Raw genomic sequence first — 21,383 nt, forward strand, 5'->3', positions numbered from 1 at the left:
GCTCGACCGATGATAAAGACCAGCGAATGCGTGTGAGGCACGAGGCCGATACAAGGCCAAGGCCGCGTGTGCAAAGGCGCCATAGGACCGTCTGAATGTTTTACTGGCTGATCGAGCTCTCCAACACATTTCCGGGCTTCGGTGCCGTTCGCACCTTCCTGAACGTCTTCCGCTACATCACCTTCCGCACCGGCGGCGCCGTCGTCACCGGCGCGCTGTTCGTATTCTTGTTCGGGCCCTGGATCATCGATCATCTGCGCATCCGCCAGGGCAAGGGCCAGCCGATCCGCACCGACGGTCCGCAGTCGCATCTCGCCAAGAAGGGCACGCCCACTATGGGCGGGCTGATGATCCTGTCCGGCCTCACGGTCGGCACCGTGCTGTGGGCCAATCCGCTCAACCCCTATGTCTGGATCGTGCTGGCGGTGACGCTCGGCTTCGGCTTCGTCGGCTTCTACGACGATTACCTCAAGGTGACCAAGCAGACCACGACCGGATTCGGCAGCAAGCTCCGCCTGCTGATCGAGGCGGTGATCGCGCTGGTCGCCTGCTACGCCCTGGTGCGGCTGAACCGAGATCCCGCCTCGACAGCGCTGACGATTCCGTTCCTCAAGGACACCGTGCTGCATTTCGGATGGTTCTTCGTGGTGTTCGGCGCCTTCGTCATCGTCGGTGCCGGCAATGCGGTGAATCTCACGGACGGTCTGGACGGCCTCGCCATCGTGCCCGTGATGATCGCGACCGCGAGCTTTGCGATGATCGCCTATCTCGCCGGCAACGCGGTGTTCGCCGATTATCTGCAGATCAAATATGTCGCCGGTACCGGCGAGCTCGCGGTGCTGTGCGGCGCGCTACTCGGCGCCGGGCTCGGCTTCCTCTGGTTCAACGCGCCGCCAGCCTCGATCTTCATGGGCGACACGGGCTCGCTCGCGCTCGGCGGCATGCTCGGCGCCATCGCGGTCGCGGTGAAGCACGAGATCGTGCTCGCGGTGATCGGCGGCCTGTTCGTGCTGGAGGCGGTCTCCGTCATCGTCCAGGTCGTGTCGTTCAAGCTCACCGGCAAACGCATCTTCCGCATGGCGCCGATCCATCACCACTTCGAGCAGCTCGGCTGGACCGAGCCGCAGATCGTGATCCGCTTCTGGATCATCTCTGTGATGCTGGCACTTGCCGGCTTGTCGACGCTGAAGCTGCGGTGAAGATAGTGGCTGCCCAGGATCGTCATTCCGGACGACGCGAAGGGGCGATCCGGAATCCCGAGGTTCCGGGTTCGCGCTTCGCGCGCCCCGGAACGACGGAGGTGAATTCATCATGATCCCCGTTACATCCTTCGCCGGCAAGACCGTCGCGGTGTTCGGCCTCGGCGGGTCCGGCATGGCGTCCTGTCATGCGCTGAAAGCGGGTGGAGCAGAGGTGATCGCCGCTGACGACAATGCGGAGAACATCGCCAAGGCCGTGCAGGCCGGTTTCATCACCGCCGATCTGCGCAGCGTCTCGTGGGCGAATTTTGCCGCGCTGGTGCTCGCACCGGGCGTGCCGCTCACCCATCCGGTGCCGCACTGGAGCGTGCTGAAGGCGCGCGAGGCGGGCTGTGAGGTGATCGGCGACATCGAGTTGTTCTGCCGCGAGCGGCGGCGGCATGCACCGGACGCGCCGTTCGTCGCGATCACCGGCACCAATGGCAAGTCGACCACGACGGCGCTGATCGCGCATCTGACGAAAGTCGCCGGCTACGACACCCAGATGGGCGGCAATATCGGCACCGCGATCCTGTCGCTGGAGCCGCCGCGCATGGGCCGCGTCCACGTCATCGAGATGTCGTCGTACCAGATCGACCTCACGCCCTCGCTCGACCCTTCCGTCGGCATCCTGCTCAACGTCAGCGAAGACCATATCGACCGCCACGGCACGATCGAACATTACGCCGCGGTGAAGGAGCGCCTCGTCGCCGGTGTGCAGGCCGGCGGAACAGCCATCGTCGGCGTCGATGACGGCTTTTGCCGCGACATCGCCGACCGGCTCGACCGGGCCGGCAAGAATGTCGTGCGCATCTCCGTCAAGAACCCGCTGGCGAGCGGAATCTATGTCGAGCATGGGAATATCGTTCTAGCCTCGGGCGGGGCCAGCAGCGAGGTCGCGGCGCTCGGCGGCATCGGCTCGCTGCGCGGCCTGCACAACGCGCAGAACGCCGCCTGTGCCGCCGCCGCCGCGCTTGCCATGGGCATCAGCCTCGATGTGCTGCAGGGCGGCCTCCGCAGCTTTCCCGGCCTTGCGCACCGCATGGAGCAGGTCGGCCGCCGCGGCAACGTGCTGTTCGTCAACGATTCCAAGGGCACCAACGCAGACGCCACCGCGCATGCGCTGTCGTCCTTCGCCGACATCTTCTGGATCGCCGGCGGCAAGCCCAAGGCGGGCGGCATCACCAGTCTGACGGGCTTCTTCCCGCGCATCCGCAAGGCCTATCTGATCGGCGAGGCCGCGCAGGAGTTTTCGGGCACGCTGGGCAGCGAGGTGCCGCACGAGATCAGCCAGACCCTCGATGTCGCGGTCGAGCATGCCGCGCGCGATGCGGAGGCCGCGGGTCTCACAGACGCGGTCGTGCTGCTGTCCCCCGCCTGCGCCTCCTTCGACCAGTACCGCAACTTCGAGATCCGCGGCACCAAGTTCCGCGAGCTGGTGCAGGCGCTGCCGGGTGTGAAGCCGGTGGTGTAGGGCTGCATTGTCCCACCAGTTCGCTCTCCCTTCCATCTCCAAACATCCGCACTTCCTTAACCCTCCGGTAACCAACCTCGGCGACCAATGGACGGACCTCTGTCCGAAAGCGGCCGCCCATGCTCTCCCGTGAAGAACGCACCCCCTTTTCCGAGTGGTGGTGGACCGTCGACAAGCCGCTGATGGGCGCTATCCTGGGGCTGATGCTGACCGGGGTGATCCTGTCGCTGGCGGCGAGCCCGCCGGTTGCGACCCGCATCGGGCTCGATCCCTTCCATTTCTTCAGCCGTCACGTGCTGTTCCTGGTGCCGTCCTGCATCGTGCTGCTCGGGGTGTCCTTCCTCTCGCCGCGCGCGATCCGCCGCTCGGCCCTGATCATCTTCGCGGCGAGCATCGTCCTCATCGTGCTCACGCTCGCGATCGGCCCGGAGGTGAAGGGCTCGCGGCGCTGGATCACGCTGCTCGGCGTCAATATCCAGGCCTCCGAAATCGCCAAGCCGTCCTTCGTCGTCATCGCCGCCTGGCTGTTCGCGGAATCGACCAGGCGGCCGGAGATGCCGGCGACCTCGATGGCGGTGGTGCTGCTCCTGATGCTGGTCGCGCTGCTGGTGATGGAGCCGGATTTCGGCCAGACCATGCTGGTCCTGATGGTATGGGGCTCGCTGTTCTTCATCGCTGGCATGCGCATGATCTGGGTGTTCGGCCTCGCCGGCCTCGGCGCGGCCGGGCTGTTCAGCGCCTATCTGTTCGTCCCTCACGTCGCCGGCCGCATCAGGCGCTTCATGAACCCGGCCTCCGGCGACACGTTCCAGGTCGATACGGCCATGGAGGCGTTCTACAACGGCGGCTGGTTCGGCCTTGGACCCGGCGAAGGCGTCGCCAAGCGCAGCCTGCCGGACAGCCATACCGACTTCGTGTTCGCGGTCGCGGCGGAGGAGTTCGGCATCATCCTGTGCCTTGCCATGCTGGCGCTGTTCGCCTTCGTCGTCATGCGCACGCTGTCGCGGGCCTATGCCAATGAGGACATGTTCTCACGCTTCGCCGCGTCCGGCCTCGCAATCCTGTTCGGCGTGCAGGCGGCGATCAACATGTCGGTCAACCTCCAGCTCATCCCCGCCAAGGGCATGACGCTGCCGTTCATCTCCTATGGCGGCTCCTCGATGGTGTCGCTGGCTTACGGCGTCGGCATGATGCTGGCGCTGACGCGGCAGCGCCCGCGCACCGAGGTCGAGGCGAGCGGTCACGCCGAAGCGATGCGGAGTTACGCCTGACTCGTCATTGCGTAGAGCGAAACGACGACGCAATTCAGCCTGTCGCCACGGAGGGACACTGGATTGTTTCGCTTCGCTCGCAATGACGGCCGAGACAATGTAGAACTCCCTGATCATGGACACGTCCCCCCTGATTCTTCTCGCCGCGGGCGGCACCGGCGGCCATCTGTTTCCGGCCGAGGCACTCGGGGTCGAGTTGATCCGGCGCGGCTTTCACGTCCGTCTCGTCACCGACGAGCGCGCGCTGCGCTACAGCGGCCTGTTCAGCAAGGACATGATCGACGTCGTCAGAAGCGAGACCGCGCGCGGCCGCAATCCGTTTCAGCTCGCTTTTGCCGGTCTCACGCTCGCGGCCGGCACGCTCTCTGCCTATGCCCTGATCAAGCGATTGAAACCGGTTGCTGTCGTCGGCTTCGGCGGCTATCCGACGCTGCCGCCGCTCGTCGCGGCGAAATTCGCCGGCGTGCCCAGCATCATCCACGACGCCAACGCCGTGCTCGGCCGCGCCAACCGGTTCCTGTCGAGCCACGTCCGCGCCATCGCGACGTCATTGCCCGGCGTGCTCGACCGTGATCCGGCACTGTCGGCGAAAACCACGATGGTCGGCACGCCGATGCGTCCCGCGATCCTAGCTGCGGCCGCCGTGCCCTACGTCGCGCCTGAAGCGAACGGTCCGCTGCGCCTGCTCGTCGTCGGCGGCAGCCAGGGCGCGCGTATCATGGCCGACATCGTGCCGGGCGCGATCGAGCGGCTCGAGCCCGCCTTATGGAGCCGCCTCGTCCTCACCCAGCAGGTGCGCGAAGAGGACATGAGCCGCGTGCGTGCGGTCTACGACAAGCTCAAGATCAAGGCCGAGCTCGCGCCATTCTTCACCGACCTTCCGGCACGGCTCGCCTCCAACCATCTCGTCGTGTCGCGCTCCGGCGCCGGCACCGTCGCCGAGCTTGCGGCGATCGGCCGGCCCTCCATCCTGGTGCCGCTGCCGGGTTCGATCGACCAGGACCAGTTCGCCAATGCCGGCGTGCTGGCCAAGGTCGACGGTGCGATCCGCATCCCGCAGACCGAATTCACCTCCGACCGGCTGGCGTCCGAAATCTCCGCCTTCGCCGCAGAGCCCGCGCGCCTTGCCGCCATGGCCGCGGCCGCCAAGGGGGCGGGGCGGCTCGACGCCGCCGAAAGGCTCGCCGACCTCGTGGTGAAGACCGCCGGAATTTAGGCCGCGCGCCGTACAAGATCACGGACAGCTCTTTCGGCTCGATGGTCGCGTGCGGCCGGGCCGATCACGCTGCTTACTCCCTTACAAGGCGGAGGATTTGCCCGTGGCAGGCCTGCTGATTCATTCCCTCTCGGAGTTCTCCGACCTTATCCTCGAGGCGCTCGCGCTGGCGGATGCACGAGAGATCGTCGAGATCGGTTCGGAATACGGCGGGATGTCGCCCTTCCTCGCCGAGCATTGCCGCGCGCGCGGTGGGCGGCTCACCACCATCGATCCGTCGCCGAAGCGCGAATTCATGGAGTGGCTGAAGATCAGCCCGGACGTTCGCCATCTCGCAAAAGCGAGCCTGGAGGCGCTCGTCGATGTCGACGAGGCCGATGCCTGGGTCGTCGATGGCGATCACAACTGGTACACGGTCTACAACGAGCTCGGCCACATCGATGCGATCAGCCGTCGCGCCGGCAGGCCGCTGCTGGTGTTCTTGCACGACATCGGCTGGCCGTGGGCGCGGCGCGACCTCTACTACGCGCCCGAGAAAATCCCCGGGGAATATCGCCATGCCCATAGCTTCGAGGCCGGCGTAGTTCTGGGCCAGGACCGGCTGGTCGACGGGCGCGGATTCCGCGGCATGGGTCAGTTCGCGATCGCCAAGGTTTCGGGCGGCCCGCGCAATGGCGTGATGACGGCGATCGACGACTTTCTCGCCGAGGCGCTCAGGGATGGAAGAGAGTTCGGCTTTGCCGAGATCCCGGCGGTGTTCGGGCTCGGCGTGATCTTCGATCTCGACGCGCCCTGGAGCGCGGCGCTCGCCGATCTCTTGTTGCCGTATCACCAGAACAGGCTCGTGAGCGCGCTCGAGGCCAATCGCCTTCGCAACTATCTTCGCGTGCTGGAGTTCCAGGACGAAGCGGCCGCGCGCATCGGCGCCATCTGACATCCAGAGTGACCCGTTCCCGTCCCCGGATCGGGCGGCGGGCCGTGCAGTCCGGGAAACCGGCCAAAATGGGGCATTCCAGCCTGAAATTGCCGGGCTTGGCGACAGCACCGGGCTTGTCCCGGTGCGTCCGGTCTTGCAAGAAGTGGAGGAGATTCGCCGCCGGCCGGTTCAGGCTTGAATGCCGGGCGGGCAAGGATAGACAGAGATACAGCCATGAGACTGCCGCGCGAGATCGGACCCATTCACTTCGTCGGGATCGGCGGGATCGGCATGAGCGGCATCGCCGAGGTGCTGGTCAATCTCGGCTATGTCGTGCAGGGCTCGGATGCGTCCGACAATTACAATCTCGACCGCTTGCGCAAGAAGGGGGCGACGGTTTCGGTCGGCCACAAGGCCGAGAATATCGGCGGTGCCGAGGTCGTGGTCGTGTCGTCGGCGATCAAGCGCGACAATCCGGAATTGGTGGCCGCGCGGCAGAAGCGCATTCCCGTGGTGCGCCGCGCCGAGATGCTGGCCGAGCTGATGCGGATGAAGAGCTGCGTCGCCATCGCCGGCACCCACGGCAAGACCACGACGACCACGATGGTCGCCACGCTGCTCGACGCAGGCGGGCTCGATCCCACCGTCATCAACGGCGGCATCATCAACGCCTATGGCTCCAATGCGCGCCTTGGGGCCGGCGACTGGATGGTGGTCGAAGCCGACGAGAGCGACGGCACGTTCCTGAAGCTGCCGACGGATGTGGCGATCGTCACCAATGTCGACCCCGAGCATCTCGATCATTTCAAGACCTTCGAGGCCGTGCAGGACGCGTTCCGGCACTTCGTCGAGAACCTGCCGTTCTACGGCTTTGCCGTGATGTGCATCGATCATCCCGTGGTGCAGAGCCTCGTCGGCAAGATCGAGGACCGCCGCATCATCACCTACGGCGAAAACCCGCAGGCCGATGCGCGCCTGGTCGATCTCACCGCGGGCGGCGGCGGCTCGAAATTCAACGTCGTGATCCGTGACCGCAAGAGCGGGGCTGTGCATGAGATCGCCGACCTCGCGCTGCCGATGCCGGGACGGCACAACGCCTCGAATGCGACGGCTGCAATTGCGGTCGCGCACGAGCTCGGCGTCTCCGACGATGCGATCCGCAAGGCGCTCGCGGGCTTCGGCGGCGTCAAGCGCCGCTTCACCAAGACCGGCGAGTGGAACGGCGTCACAATCATCGACGATTACGGGCATCATCCCGTCGAGATCGCGGCGGTGCTGAAGGCGGCACGCGATTCCTACACCGGCAAGGTGATCGCCGTGGTGCAGCCGCATCGCTACACGCGCCTGCAATCGCTGTTCGAGGAGTTCTGCACCTGTTTCAGCGATGCAGACGCGGTGGTCGTTGCCGAGGTCTACGCCGCAGGCGAAGCGCCGATCGAGGGCATCGATCGCGACCATTTCGTCGCGGGCCTGCACGCCCACGGCCACCGCGAGGTGATCCCGTTGCCGGCGGCCTCGGAGCTCGCGCGGATCGTCAAGGGGCTTGCGAAGCCCGGCGATCTCGTCGTGTGCCTTGGGGCCGGCAACATCACGCAATGGGCGTATGCATTGCCCGGCGAATTGAAGGCGCTGGGGTAGGGCGGTGATTGTGATTTCGCTGTTCGCCATGAAGCACACTGCGCTCCCTTCCCCCTTGTGGAGGAGGGTGGGCGAGAGGGGTAGCCACGAACTCCGACCTCGCTTGGCGCTACCCCTCTTCCTGACTCTCCCCCACAAGGGGGAAGGGAATAGAAGCAATGCGCCTGCCCTACACGCGCTGGATTTTCGCGGAGGCGGCGCAATCGCATGAGCTTCCCCGACATCACCCCCTCGCTGAAAGCCGCGATGCCAAATTTGCGCGGCCGCTTGCTCGCCAACCAGCCGCTGGCCGATCTCACCTGGTTTCGTGTCGGGGGGCCGGCGCAGGTGCTGTTCACGCCGGCGGACGAGGACGATCTCGCCTATTTCCTCGCGCATCTCGCTCCCGACATTCCGGTCCATGTCGTCGGCGTCGGCTCCAACCTGATCGTGCGCGACGGCGGCATTGCGGGCGTCGTGATCCGCCTGTCGCCGCGCGCCTTCGGAGAGGCGAGTGCGAGCGGAGACGTCGTCACCGCCGGCGCGGCAGCGCTCGACAAGCGCGTGGCGGAAGTGGCGGCGTCCGCGAATATCGGCGGGCTCGAGTTCTATTTCGGCATTCCCGGGACCATCGGCGGCGCATTGCGCATGAATGCGGGCGCCAATGGCGGCGAGACCAAGGACGTGCTGATCGAGGCGAGGGGCGTGGGGCGCGACGGCACGAAGCATGTCTTCTCCAACGCCGACATGAAGTTCGTCTACCGCAACAGCGGCGTCGATCCCTCCATCATCTTCACCTCCGCCCGTTTTCGCGGCGAGCTCAGGGATGCGGAAGCAATCCGCGCGCGCATGGCGGAGGTGCAGACGCATCGCGAGACGGCGCAGCCGATCCGGGAGAAGACCGGCGGCTCGACCTTCAAGAATCCGCCGGGACACTCCGCATGGAAACTGATCGACGCCGCCGGGTGCCGCGGCTTGCGCGTCGGCGGCGCGCAGGTCTCCGAGATGCATTGCAATTTCCTGATCAACACGGGCGAGGCCACGGCGCACGACATCGAGACGCTGGGCGAGACGGTGCGCGAGCGCGTGAAGGCGAATTCCGGAATTGAGCTGCAATGGGAAATCAAGCGGATCGGGGTTTCATGATCAGCGTCATTCCGGGGCTCGCGAAGCGAGAGCCCGGAATCGATCCGGCGGCCGTGGATGTATGGATTCTCAGGTGTGCAGTTGCGCACCGTAGTTCGCGACCTCGTCGCGCCCCGGAATGACGAACGAGAAAGATTATGACCATGCGCATCACCATCCTGTTCGGCGGCTCCAACCGGGAGCGTCTGGTTTCGGTCGCCTCAGCCCAGGCGCTGCATCAGGCGTTGCCCGAGGCCGACCTTTGGTGGTGGGACGTCGAGGACAAGGTGCATGTCGTGCATTCGAAGCAGCTGCTCGAACATGCCCGTCCATTCGAGGACGAGTTCAAGCCGGGCACATCAGGCATCCCGCTGGAACAGGCGCTCGATAGGGCCAAGTCGGAAGGGCGCGTACTGGTGCTCGGCCTGCACGGCGGGCGTGCGGAGAACGGCGAATTGCAGGTGATGTGCGAGGCGCGCGGCGTGCCCTTCACGGGCTCGGGTTCGGCATCTTCGCATCTCGCCTTCGACAAGATCGCGGCCAAGCGGTTTGCCGCGCTCGGCGGCGTGACGCCGCCGGCGAACATTGCGCTCGCGAACATCGACGAGGCGTTCGCCGAATACGGAAGATTGATCGCGAAGCCGGCGCGCGACGGATCGAGCTACGGCCTGATCTTCGTCAACGCCAAGCAGGATCTTGTCGCCGTGCGCAATGCAGCCAAGCACGAAGAGTATGTCATCGAGCCCTACATCGCCGGCGTGGAGGCGACCTGCGGCGTGCTGGAGCGGCCCGATGGGTCGATCATCTCGCTGCCGCCGATCGAGATCATTCCGGGCGAGGGCAGCTTCGACTATGCGGCGAAATATCTCCTGAAGTCGACCCAGGAGATCTGCCCGGGCCGCTTCGCACCCGAGATCAGCGCCGCGCTGAAGGAGCAGGCGATGCTGGCCCATCGTGCGATGTCCTGCGCCGGCTATTCCCGGTCGGACTTCATCGTCTCGAACAAGGGGCTGGTCTATCTCGAAACGAACACGCTGCCCGGGCTGACCAAGTCTTCGCTCTACCCCAAGGCGCTGAAAGCCGAAGGTATCGAATTCGTCGACTTCCTGCGCGGCCTGGTCGAGCTCGCCGGGCAGCGCGTGCGGAAATAGTCGGGACTGGTTAACGGCCGGAGGGGCGAAACCGCCCGGTTTGGCGACCAAAACCGGTAAAATGCCGGACATCGCGGCGCAAATGCCTCACATCGCGGGGCAAAATGCGCAGTTCGTTAACGAACTTTACCTTTTGTTTACCAGGACGTCCGAAGGTTAACGCTGGCGGCGCATATGGCGCTTTGGCTGCCGGCGCGTGAGCTGTCGCGGGTGATGTCACCTCCAGCGTACGCTTTGAAGGGGAGAGGTTTTCTTCTGCTGAAGACCAGCACCCGGCCCGGCATGTCCGAGACGTCATGTTCGCCAGGATCCGCGCGATGTCGCGGGCAAACTGTTGACGAGCTCGTGCAATGGATGGAGCAGGAAGCCTCACCCGGTCGCTTTTCAGATCGCTGAGGCCCCAAGCTGACCTGAAGGCGGCCGCGATCGGAGCGGTCGTGCTGTTGCGCGAGTGGGTGCAGGACAAGCGCGCCGCGGCGCGCACTGCCGCCGAGGACAAAGCGAAATCCAGGAGCCGCGCCAAGGCGGTCGTCGAGCGCGAGCCGCCGCCGCGAATGGTTGCGCTGGTCGAGCGCTATCTGCCGCACCGGGTCGGCCTCAGCATGACCGTGCTGCTCCTGATCGGAAGCTGCGGCTTCGGCATCGTCAAGGGCGGCCATCTCCAGGACTTCACCACCGCGGTCGGCGACGCGCGCAACGCGCTGGCCAATTCCGCCGGCTTCCGCATCACCTCCGTCGTGATCAACGGCCGCAAGCAGCTCACCCAGGACGAGATCCTTGCGATCGGCGGCATCAGCGGCCGTTCCTCGCTGCTGTTTCTCGATGCCGACGCGGTGCGCGACAAGCTCAAGGCCAATCCCTGGATCGCTGATGCGACCGTGCTGAAGCTCTATCCGGGCCGGCTCATGATCGAGCTCACCGAGCGCAAGGCATTCGCGCTGTGGCAGGAGGCCGGCCGCCTCTCCGTCATCGCCGATGACGGCGCCGTGCTCGAGCCCTACGTCTCGCGCCGCTTCCTGACGTTGCCCCTCGTGGTCGGCAAGGGCGCCGAAACGCAGGCCCGCGATTTCCTGGCGCTGCTGGCGCGCTATCCGCAAGTCAATTCGATCACCAAAGCCGCGATCTTCGTTGGCGAGCGGCGCTGGAATCTGCGGCTCAAGGATGGCCTGGACATTCGCCTGCCGGAGCAGGACGTCGGCAACGCGCTTGTGATGCTCTCGAAGCTCGACCGGGAAGACAGGCTGTTCTCCCGCGACATCGTCGCCGTCGACATGCGCCTGCCCGATCGGCTGGTGGTGCAGCTGTCCGAGGACGCCGCCAAGGCGCGCGAGGAGCTGTTCAAGGACAAGAAGAAAAAGAAGGCCGGGGATTCCGCATGACCGGTCTCGATCGCACCCAGACGCCGAAGACGCGCCCGATGCCGCACAAGCGCGGCGGCCTCGTCGCATGTCTCGACATCGGCACCAGCAAGATTGCCTGCATGATCGCACGGCTGAAGCCGTCGCCGCCGAGCGATGCGCTGCGCGGCCGCACCCACGCGGTGGAATTGATCGGCTACAGCCAGATCCAGTCGCGCGGCATGAAGGCCGGCGCGGTGATCGATCTCAATGAATGCGAGCAGGCAGTGCGCCAGGCCGTCGGGCTCGCGGAGAAGATGGCCAAGGTGCGGGTCGACTCGGTGCTGCTCTCGGTCTCGGGCGGCCGGCTCTCCGGCCAGCTGGTCGAAGCCGCCGCCGACATCCGTGGCGGCGCGGTGACCCCGGCCGACGTCAGCCGCGTCACCTCAACCGGCATGCGCCACGCCACCGGCGAAGGCCGCACGGTGCTGCATGCGCTGCCGGTCGGCTACACGCTCGACGGCGTCAAGGGCATCCGCGATCCCCGCGGCATGGTCGCGCATCAGTTCGGCGTCGACATGAACGTGGTCACCTGCGACGCCACGGTGGCGCGCAACCTGATGCTGGCGGTGGAGCGCTGCCACATCAATGTCGAAGCCATGGCGGCGAGTCCCTATGTGGCCGGCCTGTCGGTGCTGACCGACGACGAGGCCGATCTCGGTGCTGCGGTCGTCGAGATGGGCGCGGGCACCACCACGATTGCCGTTTATTCAGGCGGGCGCTTCGTGCACGCGGCCGGCTTTGCGGTCGGCGGGCAACACATCACGATGGATCTCGCGCGCGGACTCTCGGCGACCATTGCCGATGCCGAGCGAATCAAGACGTTATATGGGACCGTCATCACCGGCGGATCGGACTCGCGTGAGCTGATGTCTGTGCCGACAGCCGGTGACGAGCAGGATCTGCCGCAGATCGTCTCCCGCGCCACCATCGCCAACATCGTCAAGCACCGTGCCGAGGAAGTCTTCGAAATGGTTCGGGACAAGCTGAAGGATTCGCCCTTCGCCGCGGAGCCCAAGGGCCGCGTCGTGCTCTCGGGCGGCGCCTCCCAGTTGACCGGCCTCGTCGAGCTCGGCACCCAGATTCTCGGCCGGCCCGTCCGGGTCGGCCGTCCGCTCGGTTTCGGCCGGCTGCCCAACGAGGCGAAGAACGCTGCGTTCGCGGTGCCGGCCGGGCTCCTCGTCTACCCGCAATATGTTCACCTCGAACATGTCGAACCGCGGCATACGCGGCAGCAGGCCAAGACAGCGACCGGCGGATATTTCGGAAAGGTCGGACGATGGCTACGCGAGGGCTTCTAATGACTGCTTTCCGCAATCTTCGTTTTTCACCAACTCCCGCGGCCGCCGGCCGGGGCGAACCCACGCGCGCGTGATCGAGAGGCAGCAACCATGACCATCAGCATCAATGTTCCTGATATTCACGAACTGAAGCCCCGGATCACCGTGTTCGGCGTCGGCGGCGCCGGCGGCAACGCCGTCAACAACATGATCACGGCGGGCCTCCAGGGTGTCGACTTCGTGGTCGCCAACACCGACGCACAGGCGCTGACGATGTCGAAGGCGCAGCGCATCGTGCAGATGGGCACGGCGGTCACGCAAGGCCTCGGCGCCGGCTCGCAGCCGAACGTCGGCGCCGCGGCGGCGGAGGAGGTGATCGACGAGCTGCGCGATCATCTCTCGGGCGCCAACATGGTGTTCGTCACCGCCGGCATGGGTGGCGGCACTGGCACGGGTGCTGCGCCCGTGATCGCCAAGACCGCGCGCGACATGGGCATCCTCACCGTCGGCGTCGTCACCAAGCCTTTCCATTTCGAAGGCGGCCGCCGCATGCGCACGGCTGAAGCCGGCATCGCCGAGCTGCACAAGGTCGTGGATACGCTCCTGATCATCCCGAACCAGAACCTGTTCAGGGTCGCCAACGAGAAGACCACCTTCGCCGATGCCTTCGCAATGGCCGACCAGGTGCTCTATTCGGGCGTTGCCTGCATCACCGACCTGATGGTCAAGGAAGGCCTGATCAACCTCGACTTCGCCGACGTGAGGGCGGTGATGAGGGAGATGGGCAAGGCGATGATGGGCACCGGCGAAGCCTCCGGCGACAAGCGCGCGCTGACTGCCGCGGAAGCCGCGATCGCCAACCCGCTGATCGACGACAGCTCGATGAAGGGCGCCAAGGGCCTCCTCATCTCCATCACCGGCGGCAAGGATCTCACTCTGTTCGAGGTCGACGAGGCCGCGACCCGCATCCGCGAGGAAGTCGACCAGGACGCCAACATCATCGTGGGTGCGACCTTCGACGAAGCGCTCGACGGCCTGATCCGCGTCTCGGTGGTCGCCACCGGCATCGAGCAGGCCGCGATCGCCCGCAACAGCCAGGCGACCTCCGCTCCGGTCGCGAACCCGGCACCGCAGGTGCAGCAGGCTGCCGCACCGGCCGCCGCTGCCGAGAGCCGTCTCGCCGACCTGACCGCCCGGCTCCGGGCCGACAACCAGCGTCTGGCCGAGCGCGCCCAGAAGCTGGAAGCGCAGCCCCCGGCTGCCGCGCCGGCTCCGGCCCCTGGCCCGGCCCGTCCGAACGTCGAGCGCGCTGCGCTCGCCGCCATCGCCGCTGCCGTTGCCGAGGTCCCGCAGAACCCTGCGCCGCAAACCTATGGCGATGTCACCGTGCGGCCGATCGCGCAGAAGCCGACCCTTTTCCCCGAGCCTGAGATGGCCCCGGTTGCGATGCAGGAGCCGATGACGCCCGAGAACTTCATCCCCCCGCAGGCCGAGCGTCCGCCGGTCCGTACGCCGCGGATGCCGCGCATCGAGGAGCTGCCGATGCCGGCCCAAGCCGAGATTCGTCAGGCCCGCGGCGAAGTCGAAGATGAGACTCCCCAGAAGAGCCGCCTGTCGCTGCTGCAGCGCCTCGCCAATGTCGGCCTCGGCCGCCGCGACGAGGAAAGCGAGCCGCCGGTGGCTGCGCGCACCGCTGGTCCTGCCATGCCGCCGCTGCCCGAACGCCGGCCGCAGAAGACCGTGGCGCAGCAGATCGCATCCAACGAGCCGGTGTCCGAGTACGCTCGCCGTCCCGCGCCGCAGGGTCTCGATATGCACGGCCGCCCCGCACCTGTTGCGCCGGCACCACAGGGTGACGACCATCTTGATATCCCGGCCTTCCTGCGGCGGCAGGCGACCTGAGGATTGTTACAATAAGGCAGACGAAAAAAGGTCCCGGCAGCAAGCTTGCCGGGACCTTTCCTTTTGCACCGGGGTCATTCGGGTTCTGCAACCAAGCAACTGATTTTAAATCATTAATTATGCATTCGGTGGTTCAATAAAGCTGCCGGCAGCGGCCCAAAACCTCGGCGCAATTTGGTTAAGCCTTGGCGCGAATACGGCAGGTTTGGGGTAACAATCGGTAAAAAAGCGTGAGTTGGCGCTGTTTGGGGCAGTGACTATGGTTTGGCGTGACTTGGGGATACGGATTCGCGGGGCGTCGGCAGTGGCCGGCCAGGTGGGTCTCGTATAAGTCGCGATAGTCGTAGTGGGGCGGTTCCTGATGAAATTCAACCGGCAAACAACGCTTCGTGCGCAAGCCTCGGTGGCAGGCGTGGGCGTTCATTCCGGTCTCCCAGTCACTCTCACGCTTGGGCCCGCGCCTGTCGATGCGGGTTTCATTTTTGTCCGGACCGGACTTGAGGGAAGTGACCGCGAAGTCCAAGCGACGGCGGAGCAGGTGATTGCGACCGACTTCGCGACCGTCCTCGGTGATCGCAACGGTCCGCTGGTATCCACCGCCGAGCACGTCCTTGCTGCACTGCGAGGCATGGGCGTCGACAACGCCACCATCGAGGTCGATGGGCCCGAAGTACCGATCATGGATGGCAGCGCCGCTGCCTTCATCGCGGCGATCGATCAAGCCGGCATCGTTACCCAGCCGGCGCAGCGCCGCCTCATTCAGGTCTTGAAGCCGATCTCAGTCAAGATTGGCGACTCCTTCGGCGAGATCAGGCCTCACGCCAGCGGGTTCCGCGTCGAGGTCGAGATCGACTTCAGCAATCCCGTCATCGGCCAGCAGAGCTACGCCTTCGACCTCAATCCGGAAGGTTTCCGCCGCGAAGTCGGCAGGGCCCGGACTTTCGGTCTGATGTGCGATGTCGCGCGGCTCTGGAGCGCAGGCTATGCCCTAGGCGCCTCGTTCGACAACACCGTCGTGTTCGACGACGAGCGGCTGCTTAATGCCGAGGGCCTGCGCTACGCCGATGAATGCGCCCGCCACAAGGTGCTGGACGTGATCGGCGATCTCTCGCTGGCTGGCCTGCCGCTGCTCGGCGCCTACCGCTCGGTTCGTGGCGGCCACAAGCTCAATCACGCCGTCCTGACCGCGCTGCTCGCCGACCGTACCGCCTGGCGGGTGGTCGAGGGCGAGGCTGCCCGCCGCACCGCCCGTCCCGTCGGCGAAGTCGGTCGCGGGATCGTCGGCGGCCGGATCGCTGCGGCGTTCGGACCGGATGTCTCCTAGAGAGACGGTCTCCCTGGGCGTTCGGTTGGCAGCCCCCGGGAAACTCCTGGTAACCGTGATCGGCTAGGATTGCGGCGCGTTCGCCTTAATCCGGGCGAAATGCCTGCCTATCCGGTTAGTTAGCGATCGTTTTTCGGATGGATCGGCGTGGTCGCATGGCAGGCACCACGGTCACATTTCGCGCCCATGGCCGAGTTCATGGGCTGGCGGGCACCGCATCACAGGGCGTCAAGGCAGAACTCATGTCGGCACAGCGTATGACGCGCGGATATCTCTCGGTCGGAGCCGGTCGACTGGTCCGGGCGGCCGTCCTCTTCATGCTGGCGCTGCCGCTGGCCGGCTGCGGCACCGGCTCTCTCTGGGACAAGTTCACCGCCAAGGACGACACCTTCGTCGAGGAGCCCGCCGACAAGATCTATAATGAGGGCCTGTACCTCATGAACGAGAAGAAGGACATGAAGGCGGCGAACAAGAAGTTCGAAGAGGTCGACCGCCAGCATCCTTATTCCGACTGGGCCCGCAAATCGCTGCTGATGTCCGCCTACGCGTCCTACCAGGGCGGTGACTATGACGGCTGTATCGGCGCCGCCACCCGCTACGTCACGCTGCATCCCGGCAGCCCGGACGCCGCCTATGCGCAGTACCTGATCGCTGCCTCCCACTACGACCAGATCCCGGACATCAGCCGCGACCAGGCGCGCACCGAGAAAGCGATCGCCGCCCTGGAAGAGGTGGTGCGCAAATATCCGACCTCCGAATATGCGACCTCGGCCAAGGCCAAGATCGAGGGCGCGCGCGACCAGCTCGCCGGCAAGGAAATGAATGTCGGCCGCTACTACGCCCAGAAGCGCGACTACACGGCGGCGATCAACCGCTACAAGACCGTCGTAACGCAGTATCAGACCACGCGCCATGTCGAGGAGGCGCTGTTCCGGCTGACCGAGGCCTATATGGCGATCGGCATCGTCGGCGAGGCGCAGACCGCGGCGGCCGTGCTTGGACACAATTTTCCTGACAGCCGCTGGTACAAGGACGCCTATAATCTTGTAAAATCCGGCGGTCTCGAGCCGAGCGAGAATCAGGGGTCCTGGATCAGCCGGACCTTCAAGAAGATGGGTCTCGGCTAGGAAATTTGGTTCCATGCTGGCGCGTCTGTCGATCCGTGACATCGTCCTGATCGAACGGCTCGATATCGAATTCGCCTCCGGCCTCGCGGTTCTGACCGGCGAGACCGGTGCGGGCAAGTCCATCCTGCTCGATGCCTTTGCGCTGGCGCTCGGCGGCCGCGGCGACGCCGGCCTCGTGCGCCACGGCGCGGAGCAGGGGCAGGTCACCGCCGTGTTCGATGTCCCCAAGAATCACCCCGCAGCAAAGATCCTGGCCGAGAACGGCCTCGACGATACCGGCGAGATGATCTTGCGCCGCGTGCAGCTCGCCGACGGCCGCACCCGCGCCTTCATCAACGACCAGTCGATCAGCGTGCAGACGCTGAAGGCGGTCGGCGCCGCGCTGGTCGAGATCCACGGCCAGCATGACGAGCGCGCGCTGGTCGATGCGGCCACTCACCGCCGCCTGCTCGATGCCTTCGCCGGCCTCGAGAAGGACGTTGCCGCGGTCGAATCGCTTTGGGAGGCGCGCCGCACCGCCAACACCGCTTTGGAGGAGCATCGCGCCGCCATGGAGCATGCCGCGCGCGAGGCCGATTATCTGCGCCACGCCTCCGACGAGCTGAAGCAGCTGGCGCCCAAGGACGGCGAGGAGACGGCGCTGGCCTCGCGCCGCACCACCATGATGCAGGGCGAGAAGATCGCCTCCGATCTGCGCGAGGCGCAGGAGGCGGTCGGCGGCAATCATTCGCCGGTTGCGGCGCTGTCGGCCGCGGTGCGGCGGCTGGAGCGGCGCGGGATCAACTCGCCGGCGCTGGTCGAGCCAGCGGTCAAGGCGATCGACGCTGCGATCAACGCGCTGGAGGAGGCCGACCAGCATCTCCAGGCGGCGCTCGCCGCAACCGATTTCGATCCGGCGGAGCTCGAACGCATCGAGGAGCGGCTGTTCGCCTTGCGAGCGGCCTCGCGCAAATATTCGACGCCGGTCGACGGCCTTGCCGCGCTTGCCGCCAAATACGCCGCCGATGTCGTGCTGATCGATGCCGGCGCCTCGCGTTTGAAGAAGCTGGAGCAGGCCGCGATCGAGGCAGACAGCCGCTATGCGGCCGCCGCCAAGAAGCTGTCGCTGGTGCGGCAGAAATCGGCGGAGAAACTCAACAAGGCTGTCAATGCCGAGCTCGCGCCGCTCAAGCTCGAACGCGCCAAATTCATGACCCAGGTGGAGACCGACGAGGCCGCCCCAGGGCCGCAAGGCTTCGATCGCGTCGAGTTCTGGGTGCAGACCAATCCGGGCACCAAGCCGGGGCCGCTGATGAAGGTCGCCTCCGGCGGCGAGCTGTCGCGCTTCCTGCTCGCGCTCAAGGTCGTGCTGTCCGACCGCGGCTCGGCGCCGACCCTTGTCTTCGACGAGATCGACACCGGCGTCGGCGGTGCCGTCGCCGACGCGATCGGCGGCCGCCTGGCGCGGCTTGCCGGCAAGGTACAGGTGATGGCCGTGACCCATGCCCCGCAGGTCGCCGCCCGCGCCGACCAGCACCTGCTCATCTCCAAGGACGCCCTCGACAAGGGCAAGCGCGTCGCCACCCGCGTCAACGCGCTGGCCGCCGACCACCGCCGCGAGGAGATCGCCCGCATGCTGGCCGGCGCCGAGATCACGGCTGAGGCGCGGGCGGCGGCGGAGCGGCTACTCAAGGCGGCGACGGCCTAGTTTTCACCCGTAATTCCGGGGCGATGCGAAGCATCGAACCCGGAATCTCGAGATTCCGGGCTCGGGTTTCGAAGCCGCTCCGGAATGGCTTCTTAGCTGCAGATCGATTCGTACACATCATTCCAGTTTGGATTGTCCTTCTCGATCAGCTGAATTTTCCAGGCCCGCTTCCACCTCTTGAGTTCTCTCTCGCGTGAGATTGCTGAGATCGGATCATCGTAGACCTCGAACCAAACGAGCTGCGTGATGTTGTATTTTGCTGTGAAGCCCGGCACGGCCTTGATTCGATGCTCGTAAACGCGGCGTACAAGGTCATTGGTGATGCCGACGTAGATTGCCCCGTCTCGCCGGCTTGCTAGAATATAGACGTAGTAAGCCATGAGCCCCTCCCTACGATCATTCCAGGGCGCACGAAGTGCGAACCCGGAATCTCGAGGTTCCGGGTCTGGTCCTTCGGACCATCCCGGAACGACGCGCTAGAACCTTTAGTATGATGGCCAGAGCAGCAAAATCCAAAGCAGCACCGCCGCGCGATGTCGCCGATCTCACCAAGGCGCAGGCCAAGGTCGAGCACATGCGGCTCGCGCTCGAGATCGAGGGGCACAACGAGCGCTACTATCAAGAGGACGCGCCCACCGTCACCGACGCCGAGTACGACGCGCTGCGGCAGCGCTTCAATGCGATCGAGAAGCGCTTTCCCGAATTCGTCACCGCGGACTCCCCCTCGCAGAAGGTCGGCGCGGCGCCATCAGGCCGCTTCAGGAAAGTCCGGCATGCCGTGCCCATGCTGTCGCTCGACAACGCCTTTGCGGAAGAGGACGTGCGCGACTTCGTCGGCCGCATCGTTCGCTTCCTGAAGCTCGATGACGACAAGATCAACTTCTCGGCCGAACCGAAGATCGATGGCCTGTCGATGTCGCTGCGCTACGAGGGCGGCGAGCTCGTTACCGCCGCGACGCGCGGCGACGGCGCGGTCGGCGAGGACGTCACCGCCAACATCCGCACGCTCGAAGACGTGCCGCAGAAGCTGAAGGGCAGCAACGTCCCCGACATCTGCGAGGTGCGGGGCGAGGTCTACATGACCAAGAAGGCCTTCCTCGCGCTCAACGAGCGGCAGAAGGCGGAGGGCGGCACCATCTTCGCCAACCCGCGCAACTCGGCCGCAGGCTCCTTGCGGCAAAAGGATCCGACCATCACCGCCTCGCGCCCGCTCGGCTTTTTCGCCTATGCGTGGGGCGAAATGAGTGCGATGCCGGAAGATACGCAGAGCGGCATGATCCACTGGTTCGAGCGCTGCGGCTTCAGGACCAATCCGCTGACCAAGCTGTGCCATTCCGTCGAGGAGCTGCTGGCCTTTCATCATGCGATCGAGGAGCAGCGCGCCCGGCTCGACTACGACATCGACGGTGTCGTCTACAAGGTCGATCGCATCGACTGGCAGGAGCGGCTCGGCTTCGTCTCGCGCACGCCGCGTTGGGGCATCGCGCACAAATTCCCCGCCGAGCGCGCCATGACGGTGCTGCGCGACATCGAGATCCAGGTCGGCCGCACCGGCTCGTTCACGCCGGTCGGCAAGCTCGAGCCGGTCGGCGTCGGCGGCGTCATCGTGCAGAACGTCACGCTGCACAACGAGGACTACATCAAGGGCATCGGCAACAAGGGCGAGGTGTTGCGCGAAGGCCGCGACATCCGGATCGGCGACACCGTGGTGATCCAGCGCGCCGGCGACGTCATCCCGCAGGTGGTCGACGTCGTCCTCGACAAGCGGCCGAAGACCGCCAAGGAATTCCACTTCCCGAAGAAGTGCCCGTGTCCCCTCCACACCGACGTCGTGCGTGAGGAGACGGCAACGGGCGAGGAGGGCTCGCGCGCCCGCTGCACCGGCGAGTTCGCCTGTCCCTATCAGAAGATCGAGCACCTCAAGCTGTTCGTCTCGCGGCGAGCCTTCGACATCGACGGCCTGGGTGAAAAGCAGCTCCAATATTTCTTCGATGAAGGCTGGGTGAAGGAGCCCGCCGACATCTTCACCCTGGAGAAGCGCAACGCCAAGCTCAAGCTCGAGGAGGTCGAAGGCTACGGCGCAACCTCGGTGCGCAACCTGTTCGGCGCGATCGAGAGCCGGCGCAGGATCGCGCTGGAGCGCTTCATCTACGCGCTCGGCATGCGCCATGTCGGCGAGACCACGGCGCTGGCCCTGGCACGCGGCTACGGCTCGTGGGATGCCTTCCACGATGCCTGCCTCAAGGTCGCCAAGGGCGACGAGGAGGCGATCGCGGAGATGGACGCGCTCGACCAGATCGGCGACACCGTGATCAAGAGCATCGCCGATTATTTCGGCGAGAGCCACAACCGCGGCATCGTCGAGCGGCTGACCAGGGAGGTCGAGATCGTCGACGCCGAGAAGCCGAAGAGCAATTCGGCGGTCGCCGGCAAGACCGTGGTGTTCACGGGATCGCTGGAGAAGATGACGCGGGACGAAGCCAAGGCCACGGCAGAACGTCTGGGGGCAAAGGTGTCGGGCTCGGTCTCGAAGAAGACGGATCTCGTCGTCGCCGGCCCCGGAGCGGGCTCCAAGCTGGCGGACGCCAACAAGCACGGCGTCAAGGTGCTGACCGAAGACGAGTGGCTGAAGCTGATCGGGGAGTGACGGTCGGCGCC

16 protein-coding genes are annotated in these 21,383 nt (G+C 65.7%); 15 read left to right on the forward strand and 1 reads right to left on the reverse strand.

Translation table 11 applies throughout. The features are described from left to right. Window positions 1–95: 95 nt before the first annotated feature. The 14 genes from mraY (at window position 96) to recN (ending at window position 18,725) form a co-directional block, all read left to right on the forward strand. Entirely contained in the window at window positions 96–1,199 is a 1,104-nt protein-coding gene (mraY, locus tag K408_RS0115895) for a phospho-N-acetylmuramoyl-pentapeptide-transferase (RefSeq protein ID WP_024339539.1), read from the forward strand. A gap of 112 nt (window positions 1,200–1,311) precedes the next feature. Beyond that, entirely contained in the window at window positions 1,312–2,712 is a 1,401-nt protein-coding gene (murD, locus tag K408_RS0115900) for a UDP-N-acetylmuramoyl-L-alanine--D-glutamate ligase (protein WP_024339540.1), read from the forward strand. Window positions 2,713–2,831: 119 nt separating this feature from the next. After that, window positions 2,832–3,983 carry a putative lipid II flippase FtsW gene (gene ftsW / locus K408_RS0115905; RefSeq protein ID WP_024339541.1) on the forward strand — a complete coding sequence of 384 codons (1,152 nt, stop codon included), beginning with the start codon at window positions 2,832–2,834 and terminating at the stop codon, window positions 3,981–3,983. 115 nt (window positions 3,984–4,098) lie between these two features. Continuing rightward, a complete protein-coding gene (murG, locus tag K408_RS0115910) occupies window positions 4,099–5,199 on the forward strand; it encodes an undecaprenyldiphospho-muramoylpentapeptide beta-N-acetylglucosaminyltransferase (protein WP_024339542.1) in 1,101 nt (366 codons plus the stop codon). A 103-nt stretch (window positions 5,200–5,302) separates the two neighbouring features. Beyond that, on the forward strand, window positions 5,303–6,133 hold the full coding sequence (locus K408_RS0115915) for a class I SAM-dependent methyltransferase (protein WP_024339543.1): 831 nt from the start codon (window positions 5,303–5,305) through the stop codon (window positions 6,131–6,133). 216 nt (window positions 6,134–6,349) lie between these two features. Next, a complete protein-coding gene (gene murC / locus K408_RS0115920; protein ID WP_024339544.1) occupies window positions 6,350–7,753 on the forward strand; it encodes a UDP-N-acetylmuramate--L-alanine ligase in 1,404 nt (467 codons plus the stop codon). A gap of 207 nt (window positions 7,754–7,960) precedes the next feature. Continuing rightward, entirely contained in the window at window positions 7,961–8,878 is a 918-nt protein-coding gene (gene murB, locus K408_RS0115925; RefSeq protein WP_024339545.1) for a UDP-N-acetylmuramate dehydrogenase, read from the forward strand. Window positions 8,879–9,021: 143 nt separating this feature from the next. After that, on the forward strand, window positions 9,022–10,008 hold the full coding sequence (locus K408_RS0115930) for a D-alanine--D-alanine ligase family protein (protein ID WP_024339546.1): 987 nt from the start codon (window positions 9,022–9,024) through the stop codon (window positions 10,006–10,008). A 350-nt stretch (window positions 10,009–10,358) separates the two neighbouring features. Next, a complete protein-coding gene (locus tag K408_RS0115940; RefSeq protein WP_024339547.1) occupies window positions 10,359–11,387 on the forward strand; it encodes a cell division protein FtsQ/DivIB in 1,029 nt (342 codons plus the stop codon). After that, window positions 11,384–12,706 (forward strand): cell division protein FtsA, encoded by a 1,323-nt coding sequence (gene ftsA, locus K408_RS0115945; RefSeq protein ID WP_024339548.1) that lies wholly within the window; start codon window positions 11,384–11,386, stop codon window positions 12,704–12,706. The genes K408_RS0115940 and ftsA overlap by 4 nt, the downstream gene beginning before the upstream one ends. Before the next feature lie 90 nt (window positions 12,707–12,796). Next, entirely contained in the window at window positions 12,797–14,587 is a 1,791-nt protein-coding gene (gene ftsZ / locus K408_RS0115950; RefSeq protein ID WP_024339549.1) for a cell division protein FtsZ, read from the forward strand. Between the two features lie 361 nt (window positions 14,588–14,948). After that, window positions 14,949–15,911, forward strand: coding sequence for a UDP-3-O-acyl-N-acetylglucosamine deacetylase (gene lpxC, locus K408_RS0115955; protein ID WP_024339550.1), 963 nt, complete (start codon window positions 14,949–14,951; stop codon window positions 15,909–15,911). Between the two features lie 242 nt (window positions 15,912–16,153). Next, window positions 16,154–17,038: an outer membrane protein assembly factor BamD gene (locus K408_RS0115960; RefSeq protein WP_024339551.1), complete on the forward strand. Its 885-nt coding sequence runs from the start codon at window positions 16,154–16,156 to the stop codon at window positions 17,036–17,038. A 13-nt stretch (window positions 17,039–17,051) separates the two neighbouring features. Continuing rightward, on the forward strand, window positions 17,052–18,725 hold the full coding sequence (recN, locus tag K408_RS0115965; protein ID WP_024339552.1) for a DNA repair protein RecN: 1,674 nt from the start codon (window positions 17,052–17,054) through the stop codon (window positions 18,723–18,725). Window positions 18,726–18,817: 92 nt separating this feature from the next. Here recN and K408_RS0115970 read toward each other — a convergent pair whose 3' ends face one another. Continuing rightward, complete coding sequence (locus K408_RS0115970; RefSeq protein ID WP_024339553.1) at window positions 18,818–19,105, reverse strand: GIY-YIG nuclease family protein; 288 nt, start codon at window positions 19,103–19,105, stop codon at window positions 18,818–18,820. Window positions 19,106–19,218: 113 nt separating this feature from the next. Between K408_RS0115970 and ligA the strand changes: the two genes are divergently transcribed. Further along, a complete protein-coding gene (gene ligA / locus K408_RS0115975) occupies window positions 19,219–21,372 on the forward strand; it encodes an NAD-dependent DNA ligase LigA (protein WP_024339554.1) in 2,154 nt (717 codons plus the stop codon). The last annotated feature ends 11 nt before the right edge of the window (window positions 21,373–21,383 follow it).

Source organism: Bradyrhizobium sp. in8p8 (assembly GCF_000426845.1).
Taxonomy (GTDB): Bacteria; Pseudomonadota; Alphaproteobacteria; order Rhizobiales; family Xanthobacteraceae; genus Bradyrhizobium; species Bradyrhizobium japonicum_C.